The organism is Mixta tenebrionis, assembly GCF_006517625.1.
GTDB classification, from domain to species: domain Bacteria; phylum Pseudomonadota; class Gammaproteobacteria; order Enterobacterales; family Enterobacteriaceae; genus Mixta; species Mixta tenebrionis.
Genome location: NZ_VHQI01000010.1, coordinates 83782 through 110741, shown reverse-complemented (window position 1 = coordinate 110741; position 26960 = coordinate 83782). Strand labels below are relative to the sequence as shown.

General features: G+C 58.8%; 25 protein-coding genes and 1 other RNA gene. 6 read left to right on the top strand and 20 right to left on the bottom strand.

Going from position 1 to position 26960, the window contains the following annotated elements; translation table 11 throughout:
* Window positions 1-17: 17 nt before the first annotated feature.
* From dolP to FKM52_RS16205, 4 genes are read right to left on the bottom strand one after another with little or no spacing between them, the layout of a single operon-like run.
* A complete protein-coding gene (gene dolP, locus FKM52_RS16220; RefSeq protein WP_141177195.1) occupies window positions 18-590 on the bottom strand; it encodes a division/outer membrane stress-associated lipid-binding lipoprotein in 573 nt (190 codons plus the stop codon).
* Window positions 591-603: 13 nt separating this feature from the next.
* Window positions 604-1191, bottom strand: coding sequence for a DnaA initiator-associating protein DiaA (diaA, locus tag FKM52_RS16215; protein ID WP_141177194.1), 588 nt, complete (start codon window positions 1189-1191; stop codon window positions 604-606).
* A 14-nt stretch (window positions 1192-1205) separates the two neighbouring features.
* Window positions 1206-1601: a YraN family protein gene (locus FKM52_RS16210; protein ID WP_141177193.1), complete on the bottom strand. Its 396-nt coding sequence runs from the start codon at window positions 1599-1601 to the stop codon at window positions 1206-1208.
* Window positions 1559-3652, bottom strand: a complete 2094-nt coding sequence (locus tag FKM52_RS16205; RefSeq protein WP_141177192.1) for a penicillin-binding protein activator — start codon at window positions 3650-3652, stop codon at window positions 1559-1561. Before FKM52_RS16205 ends, FKM52_RS16210 begins: the two co-directional genes overlap by 43 nt.
* 61 nt (window positions 3653-3713) lie before the next feature.
* Here FKM52_RS16205 and rsmI point away from each other — a divergent pair, with 61 nt between their 5' ends.
* Window positions 3714-4577, top strand: a complete 864-nt coding sequence (gene rsmI, locus FKM52_RS16200; RefSeq protein ID WP_141177191.1) for a 16S rRNA (cytidine(1402)-2'-O)-methyltransferase — start codon at window positions 3714-3716, stop codon at window positions 4575-4577.
* Between the two features lie 32 nt (window positions 4578-4609).
* Window positions 4610-4987, top strand: an RNA gene (rnpB, locus tag FKM52_RS16195) — RNase P RNA component class A.
* Between the two features lie 124 nt (window positions 4988-5111).
* Here rnpB and FKM52_RS16190 read toward each other — a convergent pair.
* The 12 genes from FKM52_RS16190 to pmbA form a co-directional block, all read right to left on the bottom strand.
* The gene (locus FKM52_RS16190) at window positions 5112-5558 is read right to left on the bottom strand and encodes a hypothetical protein (RefSeq protein ID WP_141177190.1); all 447 of its coding nucleotides are present in this window, start codon (window positions 5556-5558) and stop codon (window positions 5112-5114) included.
* Between the two features lie 318 nt (window positions 5559-5876).
* The gene (locus FKM52_RS16185; protein WP_141177189.1) at window positions 5877-7787 is read right to left on the bottom strand and encodes a BglG family transcription antiterminator; all 1911 of its coding nucleotides are present in this window, start codon (window positions 7785-7787) and stop codon (window positions 5877-5879) included.
* A gap of 59 nt (window positions 7788-7846) precedes the next feature.
* Window positions 7847-8977, bottom strand: coding sequence for a lactonase family protein (locus tag FKM52_RS16180; RefSeq protein WP_141177188.1), 1131 nt, complete (start codon window positions 8975-8977; stop codon window positions 7847-7849).
* A 41-nt stretch (window positions 8978-9018) separates the two neighbouring features.
* Complete coding sequence (gene dagF, locus FKM52_RS16175) at window positions 9019-9759, bottom strand: 2-dehydro-3-deoxy-phosphogluconate aldolase (RefSeq protein ID WP_141177187.1); 741 nt, start codon at window positions 9757-9759, stop codon at window positions 9019-9021.
* Window positions 9760-9761: 2 nt separating this feature from the next.
* Window positions 9762-10877 (bottom strand): DgaE family pyridoxal phosphate-dependent ammonia lyase, encoded by a 1116-nt coding sequence (locus FKM52_RS16170; RefSeq protein WP_141177186.1) that lies wholly within the window; start codon window positions 10875-10877, stop codon window positions 9762-9764.
* Window positions 10861-11994 carry an amidohydrolase/deacetylase family metallohydrolase gene (locus FKM52_RS16165; RefSeq protein WP_141177185.1) on the bottom strand — a complete coding sequence of 378 codons (1134 nt, stop codon included), beginning with the start codon at window positions 11992-11994 and terminating at the stop codon, window positions 10861-10863. The genes FKM52_RS16170 and FKM52_RS16165 overlap by 17 nt, the downstream gene beginning before the upstream one ends.
* Window positions 11995-12042: 48 nt before the next feature.
* Entirely contained in the window at window positions 12043-12687 is a 645-nt protein-coding gene (locus tag FKM52_RS16160; RefSeq protein WP_141177184.1) for a DUF4310 family protein, read from the bottom strand.
* A 14-nt stretch (window positions 12688-12701) separates the two neighbouring features.
* A complete protein-coding gene (locus tag FKM52_RS16155) occupies window positions 12702-13478 on the bottom strand; it encodes a DUF4311 domain-containing protein (protein ID WP_141177183.1) in 777 nt (258 codons plus the stop codon).
* 35 nt (window positions 13479-13513) lie between these two features.
* Window positions 13514-13813 carry a DUF4312 family protein gene (locus FKM52_RS16150; RefSeq protein ID WP_141177182.1) on the bottom strand — a complete coding sequence of 100 codons (300 nt, stop codon included), beginning with the start codon at window positions 13811-13813 and terminating at the stop codon, window positions 13514-13516.
* A gap of 2 nt (window positions 13814-13815) precedes the next feature.
* On the bottom strand, window positions 13816-14172 hold the full coding sequence (locus FKM52_RS16145; protein ID WP_141177181.1) for an SFCGS family glycine-rich protein: 357 nt from the start codon (window positions 14170-14172) through the stop codon (window positions 13816-13818).
* 54 nt (window positions 14173-14226) lie between these two features.
* Window positions 14227-14559 (bottom strand): glycine dehydrogenase, encoded by a 333-nt coding sequence (locus FKM52_RS16140; RefSeq protein WP_281284991.1) that lies wholly within the window; start codon window positions 14557-14559, stop codon window positions 14227-14229.
* A gap of 370 nt (window positions 14560-14929) precedes the next feature.
* Entirely contained in the window at window positions 14930-16270 is a 1341-nt protein-coding gene (gene pmbA / locus FKM52_RS16135) for a metalloprotease PmbA (protein WP_141177180.1), read from the bottom strand.
* A gap of 165 nt (window positions 16271-16435) precedes the next feature.
* On the opposite strand from pmbA, the gene yjgA reads away from it, so the two are divergent.
* Window positions 16436-16978 carry a ribosome biogenesis factor YjgA gene (gene yjgA, locus FKM52_RS16130; protein ID WP_141177179.1) on the top strand — a complete coding sequence of 181 codons (543 nt, stop codon included), beginning with the start codon at window positions 16436-16438 and terminating at the stop codon, window positions 16976-16978.
* 87 nt (window positions 16979-17065) lie between these two features.
* On the opposite strand, the gene mpl is transcribed toward yjgA, so the two are convergent.
* Window positions 17066-18421: a UDP-N-acetylmuramate:L-alanyl-gamma-D-glutamyl-meso-diaminopimelate ligase gene (mpl, locus tag FKM52_RS16125; protein WP_141177178.1), complete on the bottom strand. Its 1356-nt coding sequence runs from the start codon at window positions 18419-18421 to the stop codon at window positions 17066-17068.
* Between the two features lie 168 nt (window positions 18422-18589).
* On the opposite strand from mpl, the gene fbp reads away from it, so the two are divergent.
* From fbp to ppa, 3 genes are all read left to right on the top strand, one after another.
* A complete protein-coding gene (fbp, locus tag FKM52_RS16120; protein WP_141177177.1) occupies window positions 18590-19597 on the top strand; it encodes a class 1 fructose-bisphosphatase in 1008 nt (335 codons plus the stop codon).
* A 141-nt stretch (window positions 19598-19738) separates the two neighbouring features.
* On the top strand, window positions 19739-20188 hold the full coding sequence (locus FKM52_RS16115; RefSeq protein ID WP_141177176.1) for a DUF441 domain-containing protein: 450 nt from the start codon (window positions 19739-19741) through the stop codon (window positions 20186-20188).
* A gap of 102 nt (window positions 20189-20290) precedes the next feature.
* Entirely contained in the window at window positions 20291-20821 is a 531-nt protein-coding gene (ppa, locus tag FKM52_RS16110) for an inorganic diphosphatase (RefSeq protein WP_103059194.1), read from the top strand.
* A gap of 65 nt (window positions 20822-20886) precedes the next feature.
* On the opposite strand, the gene FKM52_RS16105 is transcribed toward ppa, so the two are convergent.
* From FKM52_RS16105 to tamA, 3 genes are read right to left on the bottom strand one after another with little or no spacing between them, the layout of a single operon-like run.
* The gene (locus FKM52_RS16105) at window positions 20887-21243 is read right to left on the bottom strand and encodes a gamma-glutamylcyclotransferase family protein (protein ID WP_141177175.1); all 357 of its coding nucleotides are present in this window, start codon (window positions 21241-21243) and stop codon (window positions 20887-20889) included.
* A 2-nt stretch (window positions 21244-21245) separates the two neighbouring features.
* On the bottom strand, window positions 21246-25016 hold the full coding sequence (gene tamB / locus FKM52_RS16100; RefSeq protein ID WP_141177174.1) for an autotransporter assembly complex protein TamB: 3771 nt from the start codon (window positions 25014-25016) through the stop codon (window positions 21246-21248).
* Window positions 25013-26728, bottom strand: a complete 1716-nt coding sequence (gene tamA, locus FKM52_RS16095) for an autotransporter assembly complex protein TamA (protein ID WP_181407951.1) — start codon at window positions 26726-26728, stop codon at window positions 25013-25015. Before tamA ends, tamB begins: the two co-directional genes overlap by 4 nt.
* Between the last annotated feature and the right edge of the window lie 232 nt (window positions 26729-26960).

The following is a 26960-nucleotide window of genomic DNA, read 5'->3' as shown; positions in this document are numbered from 1 at the left end:
ACGTCGCCCCTGGAGAACTATTTCAGGATAGTAAAGGCGGTAGTGACATGCTTCACGCCGCTGACCCGGCTGGCGATATCCGCCGCCGCGCTGGCCTCCTGCTGCGTCACCAGACCTAACAGAAAGACCTCGCCGTTTTCGGTGGTCACCTTCACATTAGACGACTTCACCCGATCGCTGCCCAGCAGCTGAGAGCGCACCTTGGTGGTGATCCAGGTATCGGATGAGGCGGTGCCGAGCGTCACCTTCGGCCCCTGGCGCACTTCGTTATAGACCTCCGTCGCGCCCTCCACGCCCATCGCTATCTGCTTCGCGCGATCGGCTACGTCGCTGCCCGGCGCCTGGCCGGTCAGCAGCACTTTGCCCTGGTAGGCGGTAGCGACGATATGCGCCTCGTTTTTGATCTGCTGATCTTTCGCCAGCGCGTTGCTGACGCGCAGCTCCAGCGTTCCATCGTCCACCTGCGTCCCTACGGTACGTGGATCGGTCGCGGTCTTGGTCGCCACCGCCGCGCTGCCGACAACCACGGCGGCGCAGCCCTGTAACAGCAAGGCGGTAAAGATCACGGCCAGCACAGATAATGCTTTCATGGCATCTCCTTATTTATTCCTGGTGTGGAAAAAGCGTGTTATCAATCAAATCACACAGGCAGTTCACGGTGAGCATATGCATCTCATGAATCCTTGCGCTTCTGTGCGAAGGAATGCGGATCTCCACATCCTGCGGGCCCAGCAGGCCGGCCAGCTCGCCGCCGTCATAGCCGGTCAGGGCGATAATGGTCATATCACGCGTGACCGCCGCCTCAACCGCCTTAATAATATCCCGGCTGTTGCCGCGGGTAGAGATCGCCAGCAGCACATCGCCCGTCTGACCCAGCGCCCGCACCTGCTTGGCGTAGACTTCGTCATGCAGCCGGTCGTCGCCGATAGCGGTCAGCAGGATGTTATCCGCGCTCAGCGCCAGCGCTGGCAGACTGGGGCGCTCCGCTTCGTAACGGTTGATCATGCTGGCGGCAAAATGCTGCGCGTTCGCCGCCGACGTGCCGTTGCCGCAGCAGAGAATCTTATTGCCGTTCAGCAGCGAATGCACCATCGTCATCGCCGCACGCGAAATGGCATCGGGCAGCGCCTCCGCCGCGGCTATTTGTGTTTGTATACTTTCGGTAAAACAGGCTTTAATTCTTTCCAGCACGCTACCACCTGGTTCTAAATGTGGGCTTGAAACGCATCGGGCAGCCACGTGAGCTGCTCTCCGGTGATGGCGACCACGTCAAAGCGACAGTCGGCCGTATCGAAACTGGCGTTGCGCGCCGTCAGCCACAGGGCCGCGCTGCGCAACAGCTTCTGCTGCTTGCGCCAGGTCACGCTCATTGCCGCGCCGCCAAAACGCGCGTCGCGGCGATAGCGTACCTCGACAAACACCCACTGTCGCCCGTCACGCATAATTAAATCAAGTTCGCCAACGCGATAGCGCACGTTGGCGGCAATAAAAACCAGCCCCGCCCGCTCCAGATGACGCCGCGCCATTAATTCATAGCGCGCGCCTTTTTGCTGACGGCTTAGCTGGCCGGGACTACCTGCCCCTGACGATACTGGCTCCATGTCAGCTTCCTGTTGATAACGCACTGCTCAGTCGCGCTCAGCTGGCCGGTGTTGCCTTCAATACGATAGCCGGGCACCTGGCGTATTTCGCTAAAGTGGTTAGCAAGCGTCCAGGCGTCAATCCCCATCGCATAGAGACGAACCAGCGAGTAATCATTGTTAAAGCTGCGCGCCGCCTGCTGCATCAGCGCCGGATTAGCGCCTGACAGCAGCGGGATATCGCTAAACTGCAGCCCTTCCATCTCCAGACGGAAATCAGTCCCGGTTCCCGCCTGGAAGCTGCGGGAGCTGGCATAAAGCGCTACGCTGCTGCGGCTGCTGATACGCATGGCGATCATCGGCTTGATCAGCTGCAGTTCGCTCTGCGTCGCTACGATATAGACCGCATCGACGCTGCCGCCGCTGCCTGTGGCCGCCGCGCTTTCCGCCGCTCCGCTCTGCTGCGGCGCTGGAATAGTAAGCCCGGCGATAGTGACGCTCTGCGGCTCGCTGACGGCTGGCGCAATCGGCGTGCCGCTCAGGCTAATCCCGGCTCCGCTGTTGATGCCCCGCTTCAGTTCGGCGGTGGAGCCAAACGACTGCTGCAGCACCGTGTCGCCGCCCAGCTGCTGCCACTGCTGAGCAAAAGCTTTGCTGACGCGGTTGCCCAGTGAACTGCGCGGCACCAGCAGCAGCGGCATACGCTTGCCCTGCTGCCAGATATGATGCGCGGCATCGCGCGCTTCGTCTTCAGGGGAAAGCGCAAAGTAGCAAAGATTCGGATGGTTCTGGATATTCTCCGGCTCGTTAAGCGCCAGCACGTTCAACGGCGTCGAGCCATCCGCCACCTGCTGCACGTTGTTTTTCAGCAGCGGGCCGACTACCAGCGTCGCGCCATCCTGCAGCGCCTGGGCGATAACCTGCTGCACCGGCTGCGAGCTGGTATCGTAAACTTTCACCTCAACGCTGCCGGCGGGCGCGGCGGCGGCCGGCGCTGGAACCGCTTCCTGAGGCGCGGCCTGTGCGGCCTGCGGCTCGGAGGCATCGCCGTCAGCTGCGTCGACCGGGGCGGCCGCAGGGCTTACTACCGCGTCAGCCGGGCGATCGCCGCCGCCATCCTGCGGCGCATCCGGATTTTCCGCAGCATCGTCGCCGTCATCGTTCAGCGCGATGGGATCCTGCGCGCTGCCGGGCGCAGAGACAACATTCAGCACGCCGTTTTTCGCATCAAAGAAGCCTTTCTGGATGGCGCCGGCAAATATCTGCGCCTGACCATTTAACGGCAGCAGCAGCGCAATCCTGCCGGCAGAGGCGGGCTGATAGTTCTGTAGCTGGCTCAGCGCGCCGGGCAGGTTCTTCGCCGCCGGGTTCTGCGGGTAGCGCACCTGCCAGTCGCGAATGCCGTTTTTCAGCATATCGGGTTCGCTACGGTTCGCTTTGTAAATATTGAGCAGATCGAGCCAGCCCTGCAGCGTATTCTCATCCGCGTTGATCACCAGGCTGTTCATCTGCTCCGGCGGCAGCTGCAACAGCGCCTGCCAGGTGGCATCGATGTTATCCTGATGCGCTTTATCCGCCAGCAGCGGTTCCTGAGCGATCAGCGCGCGCAGCAGATCGAGCGACGGGCGCCCCTGGCTGGCGGCGATCTTCAGGCCGTAATAGCGCCGCTGTTGATCTTTAGACATGGCGGAGGGATCGAGTTTCGCCAGTATACCCTGCGCGTTGGCGACATCCTGACCGCCAAGACGCAGCTGCGCGGTTAGCAGCTGCAGCTCCAGACGCTGAGTATCGCTCAAACTCTGGGGAAGCTGGTTAATCTGCTGGCCCGCCTGGGGATACTTCCCTTCGTTAAGCAAGGCACGTATAGCGAGTAATTGCCAGTCAGCCTTGTTATCATTTGGGCTTTGCTGCACCTGTTGCAGATAATAGTCGGAGGTGCCCATGGCCGGCCCCTGGATATCTACCGAAGGGGCTTGCGGCGTCTGGCCGGTACAGGCTGCTAAAATCAGCCCCGCCAGCAGAACGGGCACGAAGCGTCCTGCTTTTTTTCGTACGACTTTTGAAGGAAGCATACTGTATCCAGTAAGTTTTTTTCAGAATGCTCAATATTAAATCGGCTATTCGGATGAAACAATGATACAACACGATCGGGCAGAGATCTCTGCCAGCACGCTCTATATCGTTCCCACTCCGATCGGCAATCTGGGCGATATAACCCAGCGGGCGCTGACGGTGCTGCAGAGCGTCGATCTGGTGGCTGCGGAAGATACACGTCATACCGGACTGTTGCTACAACATTTCGCCATCAATGCGCGCCTCTTCGCATTACACGATCACAATGAACAACAGAAAGCAGAGCTTTTGCTAACCCGGCTGCAGGAAGGCCAAAGCGTCGCGCTGGTTTCCGATGCCGGCACGCCGCTGATTAACGATCCCGGCTATCATCTGGTGCGCCGCTGCCGCGAGGCGGGCATACGCGTGGTGCCCCTGCCCGGCCCCTGCGCCGCCATCGCCGCGCTAAGCGCCGCCGGCCTGCCCTCCGATCGCTTCTGCTACGAAGGTTTTTTACCGGCGAAAAGTAAAGCGCGTTGCGATACGCTGCGCGCCCTGCTGCAGGAGCCGCGCACGCTGATTTTCTATGAGTCGACGCATCGTCTGCTCGACAGCCTGCGCGATATGGTAAGCGAGCTGGGCGGCGACCGTTACGTGGTGCTGGCGCGCGAGCTGACCAAAACCTGGGAGTCGATTCACGGCGCGCCGGCGGCGGAACTGCTCGCCTGGGTTGAAGAGGATGAAAACCGGCGGAAAGGCGAGATGGTGCTGATTGTCGCCGGGCATCAGGCTGATGAGGAGGCGCTGCCCGCCGAGGCGCTGCGTACTCTGGCGCTGCTGCAAAAAGAGCTGCCGCTGAAGAAAGCGGCCGCGCTGACGGCGGAAATTCACGGCGTGAAGAAGAACGCGCTGTATAAATACGCGCTCGAACAGCAAGAAGGATGACAAAGCGGCCGGAATCGCCTATCATCCGCGCCGAAGCTGACCAGACAGTCGCCGCTTTGTCGTCGTCCTCCTTCGGGGGAGACGGGCAGAGGGGAGGAAAGTCCGGGCTCCACAGGGCAGGGTGCCAGGTAACGCCTGGGAGGCGCAAGCCTACGACCAGTGCAACAGAGAGCAAACCGCCGATGGCTCATTATTGAGCACAGGTAAGGGTGAAAGGGTGCGGTAAGAGCGCACCGCGCGGCTGGCAACAGTTCGTGGCACGGTAAACTCCACCCGGAGCAAGGCCAAATAGGGGTTCACATGGTACGGCCCGTACTGAACCCGGGTAGGCTGCTTGAGCCAGTGAGCGATTGCTGGCCTAGATGAATGACTGTCCACGACAGAACCCGGCTTACCGGTCAGCTTCACTCTTTAAAAACCCCGCTTCGGCGGGGTTTTTACTTTAGCAGCGGTTAACAAATGCCAGCGGCCGCTAATAAACCCCAGCCAGTAATAAACATTAGCCAGTTATAACAATGCGCCTGGCCGCCGCGATTAAAAATCGCCTTTTGCTACCATTTCACGCAGATGCTCAATATTGGTCGGACGCTCTTCTCCAGGCTGATAGCCGCGAGGAGCGGCGTCATACTGTTGTTCAATAAAATGATGCTCGTGAATATATTTGCGGTAGGCATCGATCTTTTTCAGCGCCTGAGTATAAGCATCGCTGTTCGGTTCCAGCGCAATAAGCTGCGCGACAAATTCCTTTTTTTTGGTATCGATATTAAACAGTTTTGAACGGACGAGGAATTGCTGAACATGATAGCGCCCCGCCTCTCTCATGCCGGTATATTCCGGGAAGGCTGCCAGAGCAGCCGTATCCAGCGGCCGGCTGGTTTCCCAGGCATGTAACGCTAATTTACGCCCGATAAATTCTACGTTCTGATAATGGCGGTCAATAAAACCATCCTGGCAGTAGCCTTCTTTAGTTAAGTTGCCCACAGCGCACCCTTTGCATATAGTTTTGACAATCTCATCTTTAGCGGGACTTAACCTTAAAGATGAAAATTAAAGGCAAGGGTTCGATCATACTGCAACGGAAAAGCGACGCCAGACATATTTCGTGAAAAACCGCGGCAGATCGCGCCGGCTATAATTAATCAGCGCGGACAAACCAGCAGAAAACAATTTACACACAGAACAAATACATCACATTAAAATAAGCAAAGAAAAATAACTTATTAATCCAGCGATAAAACAGCCGGACCGAGATCATTTTTATATTTCATTATTCATTCCGGCTTAATTATTAAAATATGGCTACAGCCGGCTCAGACAATCCAGCGCCACCGCCTTAAAGCTGTCGAAGTCGTGGCTGTCGCGCAGCCGCGTCATGGCGCGCTCGCGCATAAAGGTGACGAACAGATCGTAAATCGCCATCGCCTCTTCATAATCATCTTTACTGATCGCCAGCAGGAAAATGACATAGGCGGTCTCTTCGCCCCAGGCGATACCCTGCGGCGCCAGCACGGTGTAGACCACGCTTTTCTTCGCCAGCAGCCCCAGCGAGTGCGGCAGCGCGATCCCTTCGCCCAGCATGGTGCTGAGAATCGCCTCGCGCTCCTCAACCGAAGGATAGAAAGCCTGATCGACAAAGCCTTCCTGCTCCAGCTGCCGGCAGAGCTGACCAAACAGCTGCGCCTGATCGATAGGACGATCGATAATGCAGAAATGGCGAGCGTCGAAAAACTTCTCCAGCATATAAGGGCGAGTGCGATCCACCAGCACCAGTTTACCCAGCTGCTCCAGCTGATAGTCGGTGGGAAACGGCGACATCACGACTACCGGCTTGCCTTTCTCGCTAAGCCGCACGGTAGAGATAATAAAATCTTCTTCAATGGCCGCCTGCGCCTCATATTCCCGCAGCGAAATGATGCGGGTTACCACGATTTGCGGATAGCGGCGCAGCAGCATCGCCTGAATCATGCGCACGGTAGAGTTGCCGGTATCGCACACCAGCAGCACCTGCGGATGGCGCTGGTAGCCGACGTTATAGTGGCGCTCCAGCCCAACGCCGATGTGCAGCACCAGAAAGCCGATCTCGTTTTCGCTGATTTCGTAAGGCGTGTACTTGCTCCAGCTGGAGACCGCCGCCAGCGTAACGTCGTAGGCCATTGGATAGTGCTGCTTGATATTGGTCAGCAGCGGATTAGGGATGGTGATCTGGTAGCGCACGCGGGTGATCATGGTTTTAATATGCGTGAGCAGATCGGCGCGCAGCTGCTGGTCGTTTTGCAGATTGTAGTTATAGTGGGTGTTGATATAGCTGAGGATATAGTCCACCAGCGAATCGCCATCGTCGGCGCTGATGGCGCTGGGCGCGATCTCCTCCACGCGCCGGGCGGCGATATTCAGACGCAGCCAGGCCTCTTCCGCCGGCGCAATCGCCTTGCCGGCCATCGGGCGCAGCAGGTTGATAATATGATGCGCCGCCTGCTGCACCTCGTCATCCACCTCCTCGGCGCTAAAATCGCACAGCGGATAGCCTTCGCTAATACGGCGTACCGCCACCGCGCAGTAAATACGCAGGTAAAGCTCGCCTTCATCGGTCATGCGGATGTTAAAGCGCGTAAAGCACTGCTGCAGCAGCGGCTGCAGCGTCAGCAGCATGCCGCTGTTCAGCGCCTCCATCTGCAGCAGCGGGCTTTCGCTGTTCTCCTGCGCGATCTGCCAGAGCAGATCGGTAAGGCAGGTGCGGATAGCCATTTCGCTGCCGAACAGCTTCATACCATAGCGCGGGCGCGCCTCAATGGTGAGCTGATAGCGGCTGAGCCATTCGCGCACTTCAGCCATATCGCTTTGCAGCGTGGCGCGGCTGACAAACCACTCTTCCGCCAGATCCTCCAGCTTGATGGCCCATGCCGAAGTGAGAAAGCGCGTCAGCAGATAGTGGATGCGTTCGGTTGAAGTGCGCGGCACGCGCAGATGGGACGGCGTCTGCTGGCGCAGGCGCTGATAGCGCGCCGCATCAACAATGCGCAGCTGGTAACCCTCGCCGCGGCTGAGAACAAACAGCGCGCCGTGATCGGCCAGCATCTCATTCAGCATATTGATATCGGTGCGCACCGTGCGCGTGGAGACGGCGAAACGCCGCGCCAGCTCGTCCTGCGGCAGCGTTTCGTTTTGCAATATATCAAACAATTGCGCCAGTCGCTGGTTTGGAAACCTCACGGCGGCTCTCCCCTGTTGGCAGCATACGAAGGCTGCGAATTAAAACTATTAACCACTGTTCATGGTACGATCACCATCTGAGACGGCGCGCCAACCGCGGTAAAATCGCCGCTGAAGCGTAATCCGCCGCTCTCCGGATCCCGCTGGAAGCGGGTGATATTATCGCTGCGCTGGTTAAGCACGTAGAGCGAGCGTTCATCGGGCGAGAGCGTCAGCGTGCGCGGGTAGTCGCCCTGCGTCCAGATGTGATCCACCAGCTGTAGCTCGCCACCGTTGGCAATACGGAAATGCGCGATGCTGTTATGCAGACGGTTAAGCACATAGAGATGCTTACCAGCCTTATCGATAACTAACCCGGAGGCGAAGCTGGTACCTTTGTAGCCCGACGGCAGCGAGGAGAGCGTTTGCTGCTCGCTCAGCAGGCCCGTCTGCGGGTTGAAACGATAACGCGTCAGCGTTGAAGCCTCTTCGTTAATCAGGTAGAGCGTTTCGCCCTGCGGCGCAAAGACGAAATGGCGCGGCCCCGCTCCGGCGGAAGAGGCGGCGAGCCACGGCGGCGTATTCGGCGTCAGCCTGCCCTGCTCGCTGAGTCGGTATTGATAAATGCGATCCAAACCTAAATCGGTACTAAAGACGTAGCGCCCGGAGGCGTCGCTGGCGATCATATGCGCATGCGGCCCGTCATGATCGCTGCGGGCAAAGCTGCCTTCTACTGCCGCCTGCGGCTGTGCAGCGCCCGGCGGCCCCTGGTGCTGCCTGCTGTCGCTGGCGTTATCCAGCCCGCCATCTTCACGTACCGGCAGCACCGCAATGCTGCCGCTTACGTAGTTAGCCACCAGCAAAAACCTGCCGTCAGGGGTCAGCGTCAGATAAACCGGCCCGCTGCCCATGCTGCTGACCTGATTAATCATCGTCAGCTCGCCTGCCGCATTCAGCCGCCAGGCCGTAACGGCGCCCGGACTGCTTTCGCTGGCGACGTAGAGCACGTCGCCGCGCGCGTTAGCCGTCAGCTGCGCGGCATTGGGCAGCTGGCTGACCAGCGTTTTGCCGCTGAGCGCCCCGTCCGGCGCAACGTTGAAGCGATAAACGCCTTCGCCATGCGGCTGATAGCTGCCGACAAAAGCCCAGGGTGCCGCCTGCGCCAGCGGCGCCGCGCTGAGTAATACCATCAGAGCCGAAAACAGTCGCATCGCATTTACCTCTTTACGCTACGCCGCCGGGGAAGCGACATTTAGCCAACGCATTTTTTTGTGATAGCCAGCAGGGTTTTAACATCCTCCGGGCGGGTATTGCCACTCTGTTTATCAATAATTGAGCTGTAGATATGCGGAATAATTTTACTAACGCCAGCATCTAACGCAATTTGCAGGATCGCCTCAAAGTTTTCCAGATCGATGCCGCCGGTCGGCTCCAGCCAGAAATCGTGCTGCGCGCACGCCTGCGCTACCGCCTTAAACTCGTCGATCGCCTGCAGGCCGCCCATCGGGAAGTATTTTATCGAACTGCCGCCCATATCTTTCAGCATCGCAATCGCAGTTTCCACCGGTACTATTGCGTCCGGCGCCTGCGAACTCAACGGGCCGGTAGAAATCTTTACCTTGCCCGGCGTGCCGGTAGGCGACACCAGGCCGTTGACTACCGTCTGCGCCTGGCCGAGCAGCGCGCGGCTGGTGCCCACGCCGGTAAACACCTGATTGACATGCTGCGGCTGCACTTCGCCGGAAATCTCGCTGACCATCGCGGACTGGCGCGGATCGCCGGCGCCGAGGCCGACGGAGAGCGCGTTATCGATCAGCGCCGCGTATTCGCGCATATCCTCTACCGCGCTCGCCACGCTGGCGTAATTTTTGGAAAGCACGCCAACCAGCACATGGCCTTCCGCCGCCTGCCAGATAGCCTGCGCGTTCTCTTTCGATCCCGCCAGCACGTTCAGACAGACCCGGTTTTTGTAAAAGTTAGGGGTTAGCGTCATGCTTACTTTTCTCCTGTAATCAGAGCCTTGATATTGATAAAGATGGTATTGAGCTGTTCCGCCGTGACGCTGCGCACGTCCGCTTCCACGATGCCCTCATTGGCCTTATAGCCGCGGAAATAGATCGCCGTAGCGCCGTTTTTCAGCGCCTGAACCAGGTCGCCGGTGGTTTGACCGATTTTCGCCTCATCAAAATGTATCTCCGCGCGGGCGATATCGCGCCCCGCCGCATCCCATACCACGCGCGCGCTGACGCCGTTCAGGCCGTTCAGGTTGTCGATAAAGGCGCTCATTTTCTCCACCATCTGCGCCCCGCTCTCTTTTTCGCGCGTCAGGTAGTTTTCTATCGCCTGCGTCAGGCCGAGGATGCCCTCTTTGCCCACTTTCATCGCGCGCCCGATGCCTGCCGACTGACGTTTCACCCACTCCACATACTGATGGCGGCCCACTACCAGCCCGCTGGTTGGCCCTTCAATCGCCTTCGCGCCGCTGTAGATCACCAGATCGGCGCCCTGCTGGTAATACCGTTGCAGATCCTCTTCCGCCGCCGCATCGACGATCAGCGGCACGTTATGCTGACGCGCTACCGCTGCCGCCTGCTCGACGCTGAGATGGCTTTTCTGCACGCAGTGGTGTGATTTGATATACATAACCGCCGCCGTTTGCGGCGAGATGGCGGCAGCAAGCTGCTCCGGCGTACATTCGTTGGCGTAGCCCGCCTCAACCAGCCGTCCGCCGCCCAGCGTCACCATAGTGCCGACCGGCGCGCCGAAGTTGACGTTGTGCCCTTTCGGCAGCACGATTTCATGCGGCACCGTCAGCGCGGCGGCGTGCAGGTTATCCAGCAGCCAGCGGTCATCTTTAACAATCACCGCCGCCACCGACTGCGCGATGCCCGCCGAGGCGCAGGAAACCACCACCGCGTTTTCAGCGCCGAGCAGGCTGGCGATATAGGCGCCGGTCTTATCCACTAAATCTTTTATCTCGAAGTAATGGTTGAGACCATATTTTACCGTCTCCACCACATCAGCCGTCGGCGTGGAGACGCCGAGGATGGTCATGCGCCCGGAAGCGTTAATCACCTGCTTCAGGCCATATTTTTCATAAATCGAAGACATGATTGATTTTTCCTTTATCGGTAAGCTTCCACTGCCCGGCAACCACCACCGCCAGCGGTGTAAAATGCTGGTGGCCCAGCACGCTTTCGCCTTCTGAATCCAGCAGCGGATGCGGCTCGTCGCTGAGGGTAAACAGCGTCAGATCGGCATCAAAACCTGGCTCCAGCCGCCCTTTGCTTTGCAGGCGCAGCCCCTGCGCCGCATTGCAGGTGACGCAGTCGATAATCTGCGGCAGCGTCATGCCGAGGCTGAAGAATTTCGACATCACGTGCGCCAGGCTTTTTACCGGGCCGTCGATGCGGTTGCGGCAGTAAATATCGGAACTGATGGTATTGGGCAGAATGCCCTGGGCGATAGCCTGTCGCGCCACCGCAAAGCTGAAGCTGGCGCTGCCGTGGCCGACATCCAGCCGCACGCCGCGCTGCATCGCCGCCTGCACCGACTGGCGCAGTTCGCCGGCGGGCGTCAGGATGCGATTCGGTTTGCCGTTATAGCAGTGGGTGATGATATCGCCCGCGCCAAGCAGTTCGGCGATGTCGTCGAGGTTCGGCGGGTTATTGCCGATATGCACCATCAGCGGCAGCCCGCCGTTTTCCTGCTGAATCTCTTTCGCCAGCGCCAGCGGTTTAACGCCGTTTTTCTCCACCACGCTGCTGCTGATACGCGCCTTGATGCCGAGAATAAAACCGGGCAGGCGCTGCAGCGCCGCCTTTATCGCCGGCCGGTCGATCTGGCTGAGATCGGCCAGCTCATTCTGCGTCACGATGCCGGTACGGGCGATATTCAGCAGCGCATAGACCTGGGTTTCCGCCGTGCGCGTCAGCTGATAAAAATCATCAATATCCAGCGCGCCGGTGCTGCCGGCATCAACAACGGTGGTAACGCCGGTCGCCACGCCGACGCGATCCGCCTCATCGTGATAAACCGGCGATTTGGGATAGCAGTGAACGTGCGAATCAATCCAGCCGGCGCTGACCCATACCGTGCCGTCCAGCACCTTTTCCTGCTTCGCCTCGCCGTTAATTTCTCCGACGGCGGCGATTTTTCCATCCTGAATCGCGATATCAACCAGCCGATCGTCTACCAGCCGGGCGCGACGAATAATCAAATCGAACATGCTAATTCCTTCTGGCGGGCCGGCCCCGAACGAGCGGCCCGCGGTGAATTACAGCGCTACCGGGTAGATAGCGCCCAGCACCATGGCGCCCAGAATCGCGCCGCCGGTAATCGGTTTGTTCCACAGGTAGAACAGCAGCGCGCCGAGCAGCGAGCCAAGACCGATAGGAATGGAAGCGCCCATCGCCGAGAGGATGATCAACGGGCCAAGGAAGCGCCCGGAGGCGTTGCCCGCGCCCATCATAACGTCCGCTCCGTAGGTGGAGTCGCTCTGGTTGATGGTGAATTTACGCGCCAGGATGATCACATAACCGATCGCCACGCCGATCACCAGGCCGGTCAGCAGCGAGGCGGCGAAGTTAGCCACCGGAAAGACGATGCCTGCGCCAAGCAGCAGCGCCGGCACGCCCAGCCCGACGCCGGTCTGAATCGCCCCGCCGATATCGAGAATCCCCACCAGCGAGCCTTCAATGATGCGGGCGAACAGGAAGCTGGCGCCGAAGGCCGCTACCGCGCCGTAGACGCCGGTTTCCATACCGGAGCGCAGCATGGAGACGAAAGCCACTTCGTTAAAGGCGCCGATGCCGTAGAGGTAGTACATGTGAGTACCGGCAAACACGCCGGCTGAGAGCAGGCCGACAAAGATCGGGAATGACCAGTCGGCGTACCAGAATCCGCTTTTTGTTTCGTTCATCGTTATGCTCCCGGTTATTTTCCGCTCAGTCCGTTATGAATCATTTCAAGCCAGCCCGGTACGCCCGCATGGAACGATTCCAGCAGCTTCATATCAAAGCCGCGGAAGAAGCCGCTCAGCACAAACAGCAGCACGATCGCCACCATCATCACTTTGGTGACTTTGTTCCAGCCGCTCTCTTCCACGCCCTTACCGATCAGGATGCCCAGTACCAGACCCGGTACGGCGTTACCCATAATCAGCTGCGCCAGGCCGCCGAAAATAGTGGCCCAGAAGCCCGATTTCCTGCCGGCCTCAATCGCCGCCAGCCAGAAGATCACCGGCATCACCGTGTTAACCAGCAGGTTGGCCGCCGGAACCAGCACTTTCACCGCGGTAACCTGCAGCGCTTCCGGCACCGCCGAGGCGGTCGAGTTAAGGAACGCTACTACCAGCATGCCGATGAGGCCGCAGGCAATCGCCATTTTTTTCGGATCGTGCAGCGTTTCCGCCACGTTACGGTTCTTGATCATCAGCGCCGCCGCGCCCCAGTTGGGGATAATGCGGTGGTCCACATCCTGAGTAAACGAGCCTGCCGCTACCGAGGAGGCCCATGCGTTAAAGAAGAAGCCGAGACCAAAAGAGAAATGCGAGGCGGGATCGCCTTCACAGGAATTTAATTCGCCCAGTGTGCGAAAAGCGCCCATGCCCTGCGAGGTTGGCGCATGGAACATACGCGCGGCTCCTGCGCCCACGCCCACGCCTACCAGCCCGCCAATCACCAGCGACTTAAGCAAAATAATTAAAAACATGCGTCTTTCCTTATGTCTTATCGCCCAACGTTTTTTTATGGCGCTACCGTAAACTCCACCTTGTCGGTATCAATCACGGTAACGTTGACGGTAATCTCCAGCTCTACGCTGTAGTTCCGTCGCTCACGCGGTAGAAAGAAAAACAGAAACTTCTCTTTCCTGATGCTCTGCTGCGCCCGAATCACCTTTACGTCCTGAGGCTCAATGCGCAGCAGAATTTTTTGTGTGGATTGCAGTACTTTTTGTTGAACGCGGCTGAGCGCGTCGGCAAAGGCTTTGCCTTGCGTATCGCCCTTGCCGCTGACCTGCACTGAAGTAGTGAATTGTTGTTTCATACTCAGCTGCCGTACTTTTTATTCCAGGCCTGCACCAGCTTCTCGCCCAGCTCCTCTTTATCCATAAAGCCAAAACCCAGCACCGTCGCGCCTTCGTTAATCGCCGTGACGCCTTCCTCAATAGAGCGCATGCCGTGTTTGGCCTTATAGCCATATTTGTTCTGCGCCGTAATCGCGCCCGCGCCGCCGCTGCCGCAGAAAGAGATGCCGAAGTCGGCATTTTCCGCTTTCATTACGTCGCCCAGCTTCATATCCGCCGCCACGCCCGGCACCACTACCGCCCGGCCGCCCGCCTTTTCGATGCCGGCCGCTACTTTTTGTCCTTTACCTAAACGATCGCCAATGACTACGGTTACCATATTGCATTCCTTCTGTTGTATTTGCTGACTGCCGACAGAGCGATCTCCGCCCGCTTATGCATTCGCCTTTGCCACTTCAAAATGTACCGAAAGCAGCCACGCCTCTTCACGCGGCAGATTGCCGAACAGATCGACCACCTGCTGCGCCAGCTGCATCGATTCCGGGGAGATATCCTCGAACAGTTCGGCCTCGACCTCCGGCAGCGGTTCGCCGGTTAACGACCGCAGCGCCATGGCGCGTACGTGAGAAGCCAGCATCTGCTGCTGCACTTCGTTGGGATGAATCGCCGCGGCGGTAAAGAGTTCATCGATCTGTTTCATTACCCGCTCAGCTAACGCCGCCGTTTCCGCCCCGGTCACCAACGTTTGCTCCGATCTGTTATCCACCTTGCCTACTCCTGATTGCCTGAAGGTCCATTTTTTTCGCTGTGAAAACAAAGTAGCGCTATCGCCGGCTGGTTTGTAGAACGACTTTTTCCGCCACGAAGTGGAAATCAGCGCGCAGGAGGTGAGCAAGGTCGCAAAACGCCAGCTTTGTGCATCTCCTGAGCGCGCGGAGGACCTGATACGCGCCACCGCGCCAGACGCCGCACAACAGCGTTATGCAGAGCAAACTAACCGTTTAAAAAGCCCACGGGAAAATAAGAAAAGGCTATGGCAGCACCCGCGCCCTTTGTGAGGTATGGCTTGATGTGGAACAAACAGGGGGAAGTAAAAAAGAGACGGGCAACCGGCAGGTTGCCCGCTGAGGCAGAGATTACTGTCCGGCGATACTCATTTCCGGCAGCAGTACCGAACCGCACTGGATATTGCTGCGCGTTTCAATATCGTCGCCGACGGTAACGATATTGCGCCACATATCCTTCAGGTTGCCGGCGATAGTGATTTCACTGACCGGATACTGGATTTCGCCGTTTTCCACCCAGAAACCCGCCGCGCCGCGCGAATAGTCGCCGGTGATGCCGCTGACGCCCTGGCCCATCAGCTCGGTAACCACCAGCCCCTTGCCCATCTGGCGCAGCAGATCGTCAAAGCTGCTGCCCTGGCCTTTGATGCGCCAGTTATGGATGCCGCCCGCATGGCCGGTGCTCTGCAGCCCCAGCTTACGCGCGGCGTAGCTGGTGAGCAGCCAGCTTTGCAGCACGCCATCCTTAATGATTTCACGATCCTGCGTACGCACGCCTTCGCTGTCAAACGGCGTCGAGGCCAGCCCTTTCAGCAGATGCGGCTTCTCTTCGATAGTAAGCCACTGCGGCAGAATCTGCGTGCCCAGCGCATCCAGCAGGAAGGTGGACTTACGATAGACGTTGCTGCCGCTGATGGCGCCCACCAGATGACCGAACAGACCGGTTGCCACCTCCGGCGCGAACAGTACCGGCGCCTTCATCGTCGGCAGCTTGCGCGGCGCCAGGCGCGAAAGGGTACGGCGCGCGCACTCCTGCCCTACCCATTCCGGCGACTGTAAATCTTCAATCGCCCGTCCGATGGTGTAGGCGTAATCACGCTCCATATCGCCTTCCGCCTCGGCGATGACGCAGCTGGAAAGCGAGTGGCGGCTGGAACAGTAACTCTGCAGCATGCCGTGGCTGTTGCCGAACACCTTGATGCCGACGTGGCTGTTAAAGCTGCCGCCTTCGGTATTGGTGATGCGCTTATCCGCCTGTAATGAAGCCTGCTCGGCGCGCGCCGCCAGTTCGATCGCCTTATCGGGATCGATCTCCCACGGATGGAACAGATCGAGATCCGGCGCCTCGAAGGCCAGCAGTTCGCGATCGGCCATGCCGGCAAAAGGATCGGCGGAGGTGTAGCGGGCGATATCTACCGCCGCCTGTACGGTACGCTTGATCGCATCGGGGCTAAGATCGGTTGAGGAGGCGCTGCCCTTGCGGTTTTGCCAGTAAACGGTAATGCTTAATGCGCCGTCGCTGTTAAACTCGACGTTTTCCACCTCACCATAACGCGTACTGACGCCGATACCCGTAGTTTTACTGACCGCGACTTCAGCGCCGTCGGTGCCCGCCTTCGCCAGTTCCAGCGCCTGGGCCACTGCCTGCTCCAGCACTTTACGTTGTTCTGCAACCTGAGTGAGTATTTTCATTGAGCTACCATATATGATGAGTACGGCCTGCCCGCGCCGGCTTAGCCTGGTGATGCGCGGCAACGCGTAAGTTGTATCCTTCTCTGGAGTCTAACAGACTCAGAGAACAATTTCGCAGTAGCCGCGTAACCTGTTAGCATTAGCCTCTTTTTCAGGAGCCTGATAATGACGAAACACCCCGAAGAGTGGCTCGATGACGTACCGGATAATCAAGAAGAAGAAGATGAAGAGATTATCTGGGTCAGTAAGAGTGAAATTAAACGTGACGCCGAAGCGCTGAAGCGCCTTGGCGCGGAGATGGTCGATCTGGGCAAGAACTCGCTGGATCGCCTGCCGCTGGATGAAGAGCTACGCGAGGCGATCGAGCTGGCGCAGCGCATTAAAAAAGAGGGCCGCCGCCGCCAGCTGCAGCTGATCGGCAAGCTGCTGCGCGCCCGCGATCCCGATCCGATCTACCAGGCGCTGGATAAGCTGAAAAACCGCCATAACCAGCAGGTGGCGCTGTTCCATAAGCTGGAAGCGCTGCGCGACCGCCTGGTGGAACAGGGCGACGACGCCCTCACCGAAGTGCTGAATCTCTATCCGGATGCGGATCGCCAGCAGCTGCGCAGTATGATCCGCAACGCGCAGAAAGAAAAAGCGGCCAGCAAGCCGCCCAAAGCCAGCCGCCAGATTTTCCAGTATCTGCGCGAGCTGGCGGAAGCCTGATTCCGCCGCAGAACCGCCGGCGTTACGCTGTTGTCAGGTAACGCCAGCCGGCGCCCGCGCCGCTGGCGGCGCGGGCTGACGACGCATCTATCGGCCTAATCGATCCAGCAGTTTCTGATGAATGCCGCCGAAGCCGCCGTTGCTCATCACCAGAATGTTGTCGCCCGGCTGCGCATGTTTAGCGATGGTTTCAACCAGCACATCGATATCGGCGCTCCAGAAGGCGGGCTGGATACAGGCGTCCGCTACTTCAGCAACCTGCCACGGAATATGGTGCGGCTGATAGAGGAATACCTCGTCGGCGCGTCCCAACGCCGGGGCCAGATCGTCTTTGCTGACGCCCAGCTTCATGGTATTGGAACGCGGCTCCAGCACCGCAAGAATGCGCGCGGTGCCGCCTACTTTGCTGCGCAGCGCCGCCAGCGTGGCCAGGATAGCCGTGGGATGGTGCGCGAAGTCATCGTAAACGTTGATATTGTTGACCTCGCCGCGCAGTTCGAGGCGCCGGCGAGCGTTAATGAAGTCGTTTAGCGCGCGCCCGGCGTCCTCTGGTTTGATACCGACGTGGCGCGCCGCCGCGATCGCCATCAGGCCGTTATGCATATTATGTTCGCCCACCAGCGCCCAGTTGACCTCCGCCACGCGCTCGCCGTCGAGCCAGACCTCCCAGTGCGAGGCGTCCGGCGTCAGCTTTTTCGCCTGCCAGCGTCCGCCTTCGCCTACCGTCTCCTGCTCGCTCCAGCAGCCCATCGCCATCACCTGCTTCAGGTGGGCGTCATGTTCCGGCAGCAGGATTTTTCCCTGGCCCGGCACGATACGCACCAGATGATGGAACTGCTTCTGGATGGCGCGCAGATCGTCGAAGATATCGGCGTGATCGAACTCCAGGTTGTTCAGAATCAGAGTGCGCGGGCAGTAGTGTACGAACTTAGAGCGCTTGTCGAAAAAGGCGCAGTCGTACTCATCAGCCTCGATAACGAAGAATGGGCTTTTTCCTAAAGTTGCCGAGACGGAGAAATTACCCGGCACGCCGCCGATCACGAAGCCGGGTTCCAGCCCGCAGGCCTGTAGAATCCACGCTGCCATGCCCGCGGTGGTGGTTTTACCGTGCGTGCCGGCCACCGCGATCACCCAACGATCGCGCAGTACGAAATCATGCAGCCACTGCGGCCCTGACATATAGGGAATGTTGCGCTCCAGCACCGCTTCCACGCAGGCGTTGCCGCGCGTCATAGCGTTGCCGATGATCACCAGATCCGGCGCAGGCTCGAGCTGACTGGCGTCATAACCTTCAATTAAATCAATGCCCTGATTCTCTAACAGCACGCTCATGGGCGGATAAACGTTGGCATCAGAGCCGGTAACCTCATGGCCCAGCGCACGCGCCAGCATCGCCAGTCCGCCCATGAAGGTGCCACAGATACCAAGGATATGAATACGCATAAAAGATCCATTTACGAAAAAGTTCGGGACACAGTGTAGCGCCGAGCGACGCGGGAAGAAACGGATTTGACCTGTACGCCTTATGACGCATTCGGCTAAACTGCCTGTGCATACCCGCAGCTTTGTACCCTATATGCTGCATTCCATCGTAGATTCAGGGATTGTGTTATGAAAACATTAGGCGAATTTATCGTCGAAAAGCAACACGACTTTCCGCACGCCACAGGCGAACTAACCGCGCTGATTTCCGCCATTAAGCTGGGCGCAAAAATTATCCACCGCGATATTAATAAAGCGGGACTGGTTGATATTCTGGGCGCCAGCGGCGTAGAAAACGTGCAGGGCGAGCAGCAAATGAAGCTTGACCTGTTCGCTAACGAAAAGCTGAAGGCGGCGCTGAAAGCGCGCGGCATCGTTGCCGGTATCGCTTCTGAAGAAGAAGATGAGATCGTTATCTTCGAAGGGGCGGAAAACGGTAAATATGTGGTGCTGATGGATCCGCTGGATGGTTCGTCCAATATCGACGTCAACGTTTCCGTCGGGACGATTTTTTCCATTTACCGCCGCGTCACGCCTCCCGGCACGCCGGTCACCCAGGCTGACTTTATGCAGCCGGGCAATAAGCAGGTCGCCGCAGGCTACGTGGTTTACGGCTCCTCCACCATGCTGGTTTACACTACCGGCTGCGGCGTACATGCCTTTACCTACGATCCGTCGCTGGGCGTGTTCTGTCTGAGCCAGGAACGCATGACCTTCCCGGAGAAGGGCTATACCTACTCCATTAACGAAGGCAACTATATTCGCTTCCCGCAGGGGGTGAAAAAATATATTAAGTTCTGCCAGGAAGAAGATCAGGCGACCCACCGTCCCTACACTTCACGCTATATCGGCTCGCTGGTAGCGGATTTCCACCGCAACCTGTTGAAGGGCGGCATCTATCTTTACCCCAGCACCGCCAGCCATCCGCACGGCAAGCTGCGCCTGCTGTATGAGTGCAACCCGATGGCGTTTCTCGCTGAACAGGCGGGCGGCAAGGCCAGCGACGGCGCCAACCGCATTCTCGATATTCAGCCGGACGAGCTGCATCAACGCTGCCCGTTCTTTGTCGGCAATAATGAGATGGTCGATGACGTAGAGCGCTTTATGCGCGAATACCCGGACGCCGCGCAGAGCTAATCTTTTAGTCGGGTCGTCCGCGGCGCGGGCGGCCAGGCTAGCCGCATGTTTTTTCGCGTTTTTACCTCTCCTTTCTCGCCTCGTCCTCGTTGCGTTGTTATAGTGACCGCTTCCCTTTCTGGCTTGCATCCGGAGCGTTAGATGACGGCCTATGTTTCTATTCTGATATTACTGGTACTGGGCGGCCTGAGCCTGCTGGTCCATAACACTGCGGTGACTCTCTCCATCGCCATTCTGCTGCTGATGAAAATCACGCCGCTCTCGCACTTTTTCCCCTACGTAGAGAAGCAGGGCCTGACGCTGGGCATTATTATTCTGACGGTTGGGGTGATGGCGCCGCTGGTCAGCGGCTCGCTGCCCGCCAGCACGCTGCTGAAATCGTTCCTCGACTGGAAATCGCTGCTGGCGATCGGCGTCGGCATTCTGGTCTCCTGGCTGGGCGGACGCGGCGTGGCGCTGATGAGCAGCCAGCCCACCATCGTCGGCGGCCTGCTGATCGGCACCATTATCGGCGTTTCGCTGTTTCGCGGCGTGCCGGTGGGGCCGCTGATCGCCGCCGGAATAGTTTCTCTGTTTCTGTTCAATAAATAGCGGCGGCTGAAGCATTCTGAAAGCCGAAAAAGAGGGCATACTTTCATAGACAGTTGGCTATAATAGCCGTCACTCAACTTATGACGAATGAAGGAATGCGAGATGAGTTTGAACCTGGTTCCCGCCGGTAAAGACCTGCCAGAAGATATCTATGTGATTATCGAAATCCCGGCCAACGCCGATCCGATCAAATATGAAGTAGATAAAGAGTCTGGCGCGCTGTTTGTTGACCGCTTTATGTCAACCGCTATGTTCTATCCGTGCAACTACGGCTACATCAACCACACCCTTTCCCTGGATGGCGATCCGGTTGACGTGCTGGTGCCGACCCCGTACCCGCTGCAGCCAGGCTCAGTGATCCGCTGCCGTCCGGTTGGCGTGCTGAAAATGACCGACGAATCCGGTGAAGATGCGAAGCTGGTTGCCGTGCCGCACACCAAGCTGTCGAAAGAGTACGATCACATTAAAGATGTGAACGACCTGCCGGAACTGCTGCGCGCGCAGATCACCCATTTCTTTGAACATTACAAAGATCTGGAAAAAGGCAAATGGGTTAAGGTTGACGGCTGGGATAACGCTGAAGCCGCAAAAGAAGAGATTCGCACCTCTTTTGAACGCGCCGCGAAGAAATAATTTCCGCCGGGTGAGAACGCTCTCGCCATGCTGATGAAAAACACCGCCCGAAGGGCGGTGTTTTGTTATTCACCGGTGGATGCTTCATCCCTTTTGAGCCAGTCGCCGCTGGCGATACGCGCCAGGCCATCAACCGAACGCTGGTAAACGTACAGCCAGGCGCTGCCGTACGGCGTCTGAATCAGCTGGCGCTTATATTCACCGCCGCTGGTGCGCAGCGCGTCCAGTTCCCCTAAGGTACTGGCATCGATCCGATAAACTTCCCCATACACCCTGCCCTCGCCCGGCACCACGCCGGGGTAGAGGCCGAGATTGTACAGGTCGTAGCCCTCGATCTGATGATCGCCGAGCCACTGCGCGTTTGTCATCCAGTGACTGTTTCCCTGTTTGCGCCGTAAACTGCCGTAGACAATTATTCGCATTGCTAAAACTCAAACTGATAGAGCAAATCGAGTGCCTGGTCGATGCCGGACACTGCTTCCAGATAGAGTTTGGGCATCAGGCGATAACGCAGGGTTAAGGTCGCCAGTGAATCGAAGATGCCCACTCCATATTTTACCTGTAGACCCGGCAATACGTAGCCGCTGACCTGTACCTGTTGACTGTCGCCAACGCCAGCGGTATCAAGGGCCAGATTGCTGACGCCGAAGGTCTCGCCGATTTTACCCACAACCTGCCCACTTTGTGCAACCCCTAAACCTACCAGAGCGGAAGTCAGCGCGTTGCTGTCGCCGTCGGTATCCAGCCCCTGCCCGCGCAGCAGGTAAGAGAGCGCCTCCTGCTGCGACATCGCCGGATCGGAGAAGATCTCCGCTTTCGGCTCGTCCGCCAGCCCGGTCACGCGCAGGCCGGCGGTAACGCCGTCTTCGGTGGCGTCCGGGTTACGAATCGCCTCCATATTGATATAGGGCTGATCCGGCGGGCCGGCGAACTGCAGCTCGCCCTTGCGCACCACCAGATCCTGGCCGTAGGCGTGGAAACGCCCGGACGGAATATTAATCTGGCCGTTCAGCCCCAGGCCGCGCTTATCCTGCACCAGCTTCAGATCGCCGTTCAGCTTCGCCTTCAGACCGAACGCGCTCAGATGTACATTATCGCCGACGTGGATAATCAGATCGCTGTTGATCGGCACCGCCGCCGTCTGCGGCGCTACCGGCTGCAGATTTTTATCCAGCAGCACCTCATCCGAGGAGACGCCGGTAGCGCTTTCCGGCACCTCCTGCACCACGATGCGCGCCCAGGGCACATCCACACGCCCGTCCAGATTAAAGGCGACAGGCGAAGCGTCAAAGGTGAGATCCGGCGAAACATCCATGCGCACCATCGGCGGCACGGTAACCCGTACGCGATCGCCTTTCGCGGCGATATGGGCGCGCCAGTTATCAAGCTGGCTCCAGTCCGCATTGCCGTTAAGGTTAATGCCGCCGTGCGTGGTCTGAATCAAACCCTGCAGCGTCGAGCGCATACCGTTAAACGCCATCGAAAGACTGGCGCTGGTCAAATCAACCGGCATAAAGCTGCCTTTTACATCAACATCGCGCAGCCCCAGCTGGCCATATATCTGCGGACGCTGCACATCGCCGCCAAGACGCAGCGCGCTGTTCAGCACCCCTTTAATCTCCTCGCCGCGCATCAGCGCAGGATTCAGCAGCGCCAGCGAAATATTGTTGATGTTGATATTGCCCGACAGGTTGCGACGGTTCTGCGGATCGCTGATCTGCACCTTGCCGTCGAACTGGCCGTTGTTGGCGATACGCAGCAGCCACTCCAGCTCTGCGCGCCCGTTGCGCATGGCGGCATTAAGGTTCAGCGTATCGAAGGCGATCGGCAGCGCGTTGCCCTCAACGTCCTGGGTAACCTTCACGCCGTTGCCCTTCAGCGCCACGCGCCCGACGGGCAGCGAACCATCGCTGTGCCAGCTGACATCGGCATCGCCGCTGAAGACGCCGGCCAGCTGCGTTTCCGCCGGCAGGAAGGGACGCAGCATCGCCAGATCGAAGCGGTTCAGTTCGATGCGCGCATGGCCGTCCGGCCCCGCCTCAATCGGCTGCGGCACGCAGAGCTGCGCGTTCGGGTTGCGCCAGCAGTGCGCGCCGATAGTAGCGGTCTGGCGGGCGTTGAGGTAATCGATCGACATAGCGCGCGTCAGTCGCCATTCGCCTACCGGCGTAGCGAAGAAGGTGTTGTTCAGCGTGCCGCGCCAGCGCTGCTGCTGCCGATCGAAGCTGCCGTTGAGCGCCAGCTGGCCGGAAACCGGATCGCCGTTGACCACCAGCTTCAGCTGATGCTTATTCTCATCGCCGTCGGCGTCCAGCGTCAGGCGATCGATCGCCAGCGACGCCTGCGTAAGGCGGTCGACGCGCAGCTGAAGTTTGCCAGCCACCCGATCGCTGGAGCGTACGTCGCTCTCCAGCCGCACGCGAGCGATACGCAGCTCCTGCCAGCGCAGACCGTTAGCGGTAAGATCCGCCAGCAGCTGCGGCGCCTGTAGCGTACCGCGCGCCTTAATGGTGCCCTGCGCCACGCCGCCAAGGCCGGGCAGCGCGTTATCCAGATGCGGCGCGTCAACGATGGCGTCGAGGTTAAGCTTTTCGCCCAGCTCGCCCTTAACGTTCAGGTTGTTGCGTCCCAGCACCAGTTTGATGCCGGGAATATTCCACTGGCTGTAGCTGTTGCCGTACAGCGTGCCGTCGGCGGATACCGCGTTCTGCCGCACCTTGCCGTGCAGCTGCAGCGTCGGCACGCGCATTTGCCAGCTGCCGCCGTACAGGCTGCCGCGCGTGGTAATTTTGCCATCCAGCGTAGCGGGCCAGTCGGGATACTGCTGGGCGGTGTTGATGCCGTCGAGCGTTAGCTCGCTGCGCCAGCTGATCGCCTTGCTCCAGTCCACCACGCCGCTGAGATCGGCATGTCCTTTTAACGCCGACAGCCGCAGTTTATCCAGGCTGAACTGCTCGACATTGCCTTTGCCGTCCAGCGCCAGTTCGGCGGGCGGTATCGCCTCGCCTTTCAGCGCCGTGCGCAGCGACATAACGTAGTCGGTTGCCTTACCGCTAAAGCTGAAATCCAGATTGCTGGCCTGATACTGCGCCGCGCCGCTTAACGGCCAGCGCAGCTGCGGGCTGGTCAGCTTCAGCTGTAGCGGCAGGCCGGGCGTCGCCAGCTCGGTTTGCCCTTTCAGCTGCGCGTCCAGCGGACCGGAGAGATTCAACGCCAGCTGAAGCTGCTGACGCAGCGCGCCGCCGAGCGTAACTTTAAGCTTCTCGCCTTTTAGCGGCTCTATGTTCAGCGCGCCGTCAAGGGTGAAATCTAGCGGCCAGTTATCAACCAGCTGCGCCTGGCCGCTGGCGTTTACCTGCCCCTGCGGCGAGTCGATATCCAGCGTTTGCAGCTGCAACAGCCGATCCTGAGTTTTCGCCTTCAGCAGCAGGCGGTTTATCGCCAGATCGGTATCGCCGGTCAGGCGCAGCTGCTCGCCGATAATTTCCTGCACCTCGATATCCAGCGGCAGGCGAAAATCGGGCAGCGCGGGCAACAGCGGCTGCGCAAACATCGCCTGCAGCGTTTCGCCCAGCGGTTTTTCCTGCGGCTGCGGCTGTTCGATTTTCGGCTGCACTACCTGTTCATCCGCCACCTGCGCCGCTTTCGGCAGCGCCACCAGCAGGCTCTGTATATGCGTCGGCGTCAGGGTCAGCGCCCGCTGCCGCCAGTGCAGCCCGGTGGTGAAATCCAGCAGGGAGACGGCGGTATTATCCACCCTGACGTTGATATTGTGCAGCCGCAGCTGACGCAGCGTGACGGGATAAGGCGTGCTGATATCGCCTGAAGCGCTTTCCTCTTCCGCCGGCGGCGCGGCGGCCGGCGCCATTTTGCTGCTGTCGACCACCACGTTGACATCGCTCAGCGCCAGATCGTTAACGCAGAAGGCGGAGTTTTTCAGGCAGCCCAGCTGCACCGCCAGATGCAGCTCGCCGGCGTTAACCGTCACGCCAGGCATTTCATATTGCACGCCCTTCAGCGTCAGGTTACGCCAGCCGCCATCCACCTGTTCGATTGCCAGACCCGGCACCCAGCGCGCCGCGCCGTTCAGCAACAGATGCAGGCCGGGCGTAGTACCCACCAGCAGCAGCACGCCGCCCAGCAACAGCACAATAAAAATCAGTATGCCAATCAGGACCTTTTTCCATAGCTTCATAGTTCAGGCCCCAGTCCGATGTAAAACTGCAAACCGTGTTCCTCTTTATCGCCGATGGGCCGCGCCAGGTCGAATTTAATCGGCCCGACCGGCGACTGCCAGCGCACGCCGAAGCCCGCGCCGGTTTTAAAATTGCTCTGTTTAATATCGTTCACCGCCTCGCCGGAATCGACAAATACCGCGCCCCACCACTTGCCGGTCACGTTGTACTGATATTCCAGCGAACCGGTTGCCAGGTTCGAGGCGCCGGTAAGCTTACCGTCCTCATCACGCGGGGAAATGCCTTTATATTTGTAACCGCGAATGCTGCGATCGCCGCCGGCAAAGAAGCGCAGATCGGGCGGCACTTTTTCGAAATTATTGGTTTCAATCCAGCCGAGATTGCCGCGCGCCACGAAACGGTGACGATCCGCCAGGGTACGAATCCAGACGTTTTGCGCCTGCAGCACCAGGAAATCGACGTCGGAGCCCCAGGTGGTGTCGGAAATATCAATGGAGTAGCGCTGCGAATCGCCCCAGGTCGGCATCAGCCCGCCGCGCGATCGCGTGCGGTTAACGCTGACGCCGGGATAGATCAGCATGGTGGTATTGGTAACGTTGGCCTGGGTAAAGTGATCGAGACTCCAGCGCAGGTTTATCGCCTTTTGCCAGCCGGTGCTGTTATCCCAGTAGCGCGACAGCGCCAGCGTGGTGGAATCCGCTTTGGTATCGTTGAGGTCGGTACGTTTCAGGCCGCCCTGCAGCAGGTAATACTGCTCCAGCGGGCTTTTCAGCAGCGGCACCTTGTAGCTGAAATCGAGCTGCTGCTCAGGTGCGGAGATATTGGCGCTGGTGGTCAGGCTGTGGCCGCGCGAGTTGACCCAGGGTTTACGCCAGGTCGCCTTCAGCCGCGGCCCGACGTCGGTAGAGTAGCCGATGCCGGTTTCGATGGTGTTTTCGGTGCGCGGCGCCACCACGCCGCTGAGCGGCAGGATTTTATCCGGCGTGGTTTGATCGAATTCCGGCGCCACCACCACCGAGTTAAACCAGCCGGTGGCCGACAGGCGGCGGTTCAGCTCGGCCAGATCGCGCGAGCTGTAGTAGTCGCCCGGTTTGAACGGCACCAGATTTTGCAGATATTCTTCGCGGATTTGCGAACCTTCGAAAGTCACCGCGCCGAAGCGATAGCGCTTACCGCTGTCGTAGTCGAGATCCCAGTAAGCTTCCCGGCGTTCTACCGAGACGCCCAGCTGGCTTTTTTTAAATTCGCCGTCAAAGTAGCCGTTACGCAACGCCAGGTTGGTAAAGCCGCTTTTAAAGCTGTCATATTTACCGTGGTTGAGGATGGCGCCGTTTTGGGGCCGCCCTTCTTTTATCCACTGTTGATACTCAACATCGTCGCGCGCGTCGCCGCGCACAATTATGGTGCTGCCGGCAATTTTTACCGGCTCGCCGGGCGTTACCCTGGCGATCAACACCGGCCGTCCGCCCTTTTTCGGCGCGGGGCGGCTCTCAAAATCGATATTGGGCTCATAGTAGCCCAGCGCGCGCAGCCCTTCTTCAATCGCTTTTTTTACGCGCGCGCGAAACCGGCCATCCGCCGTGACTTCATCCGTATCAATGGTAGAAAGACTTGCCCTGACGTTTTTCTGTAAATCCCCGGTTAACCCTTCAAGCTGTAAGCGGATATTCGCCGCCTGAGCGGCAGGCGCGGCAATCAGCAAACAGGTCATGTAACAGACATGAATTCGTGGCACGCTTACTCCTGTTAATGTTGCCAGGTCCCCGTGAATGCCAGGGGGACAAATAACATCGCCAACCAACAGGCGCTAATGTCGAGATTAGATTTGTTTAACAGCATAGCCGTACTCCTGACGCTTCGTTTGCTTAAGCGCCAGGAAAAAGGCGGCGTTAACGCAAATTTTGCCCGTATTGTCCGTAAACCCGCGCTGCGTTACAACCGGG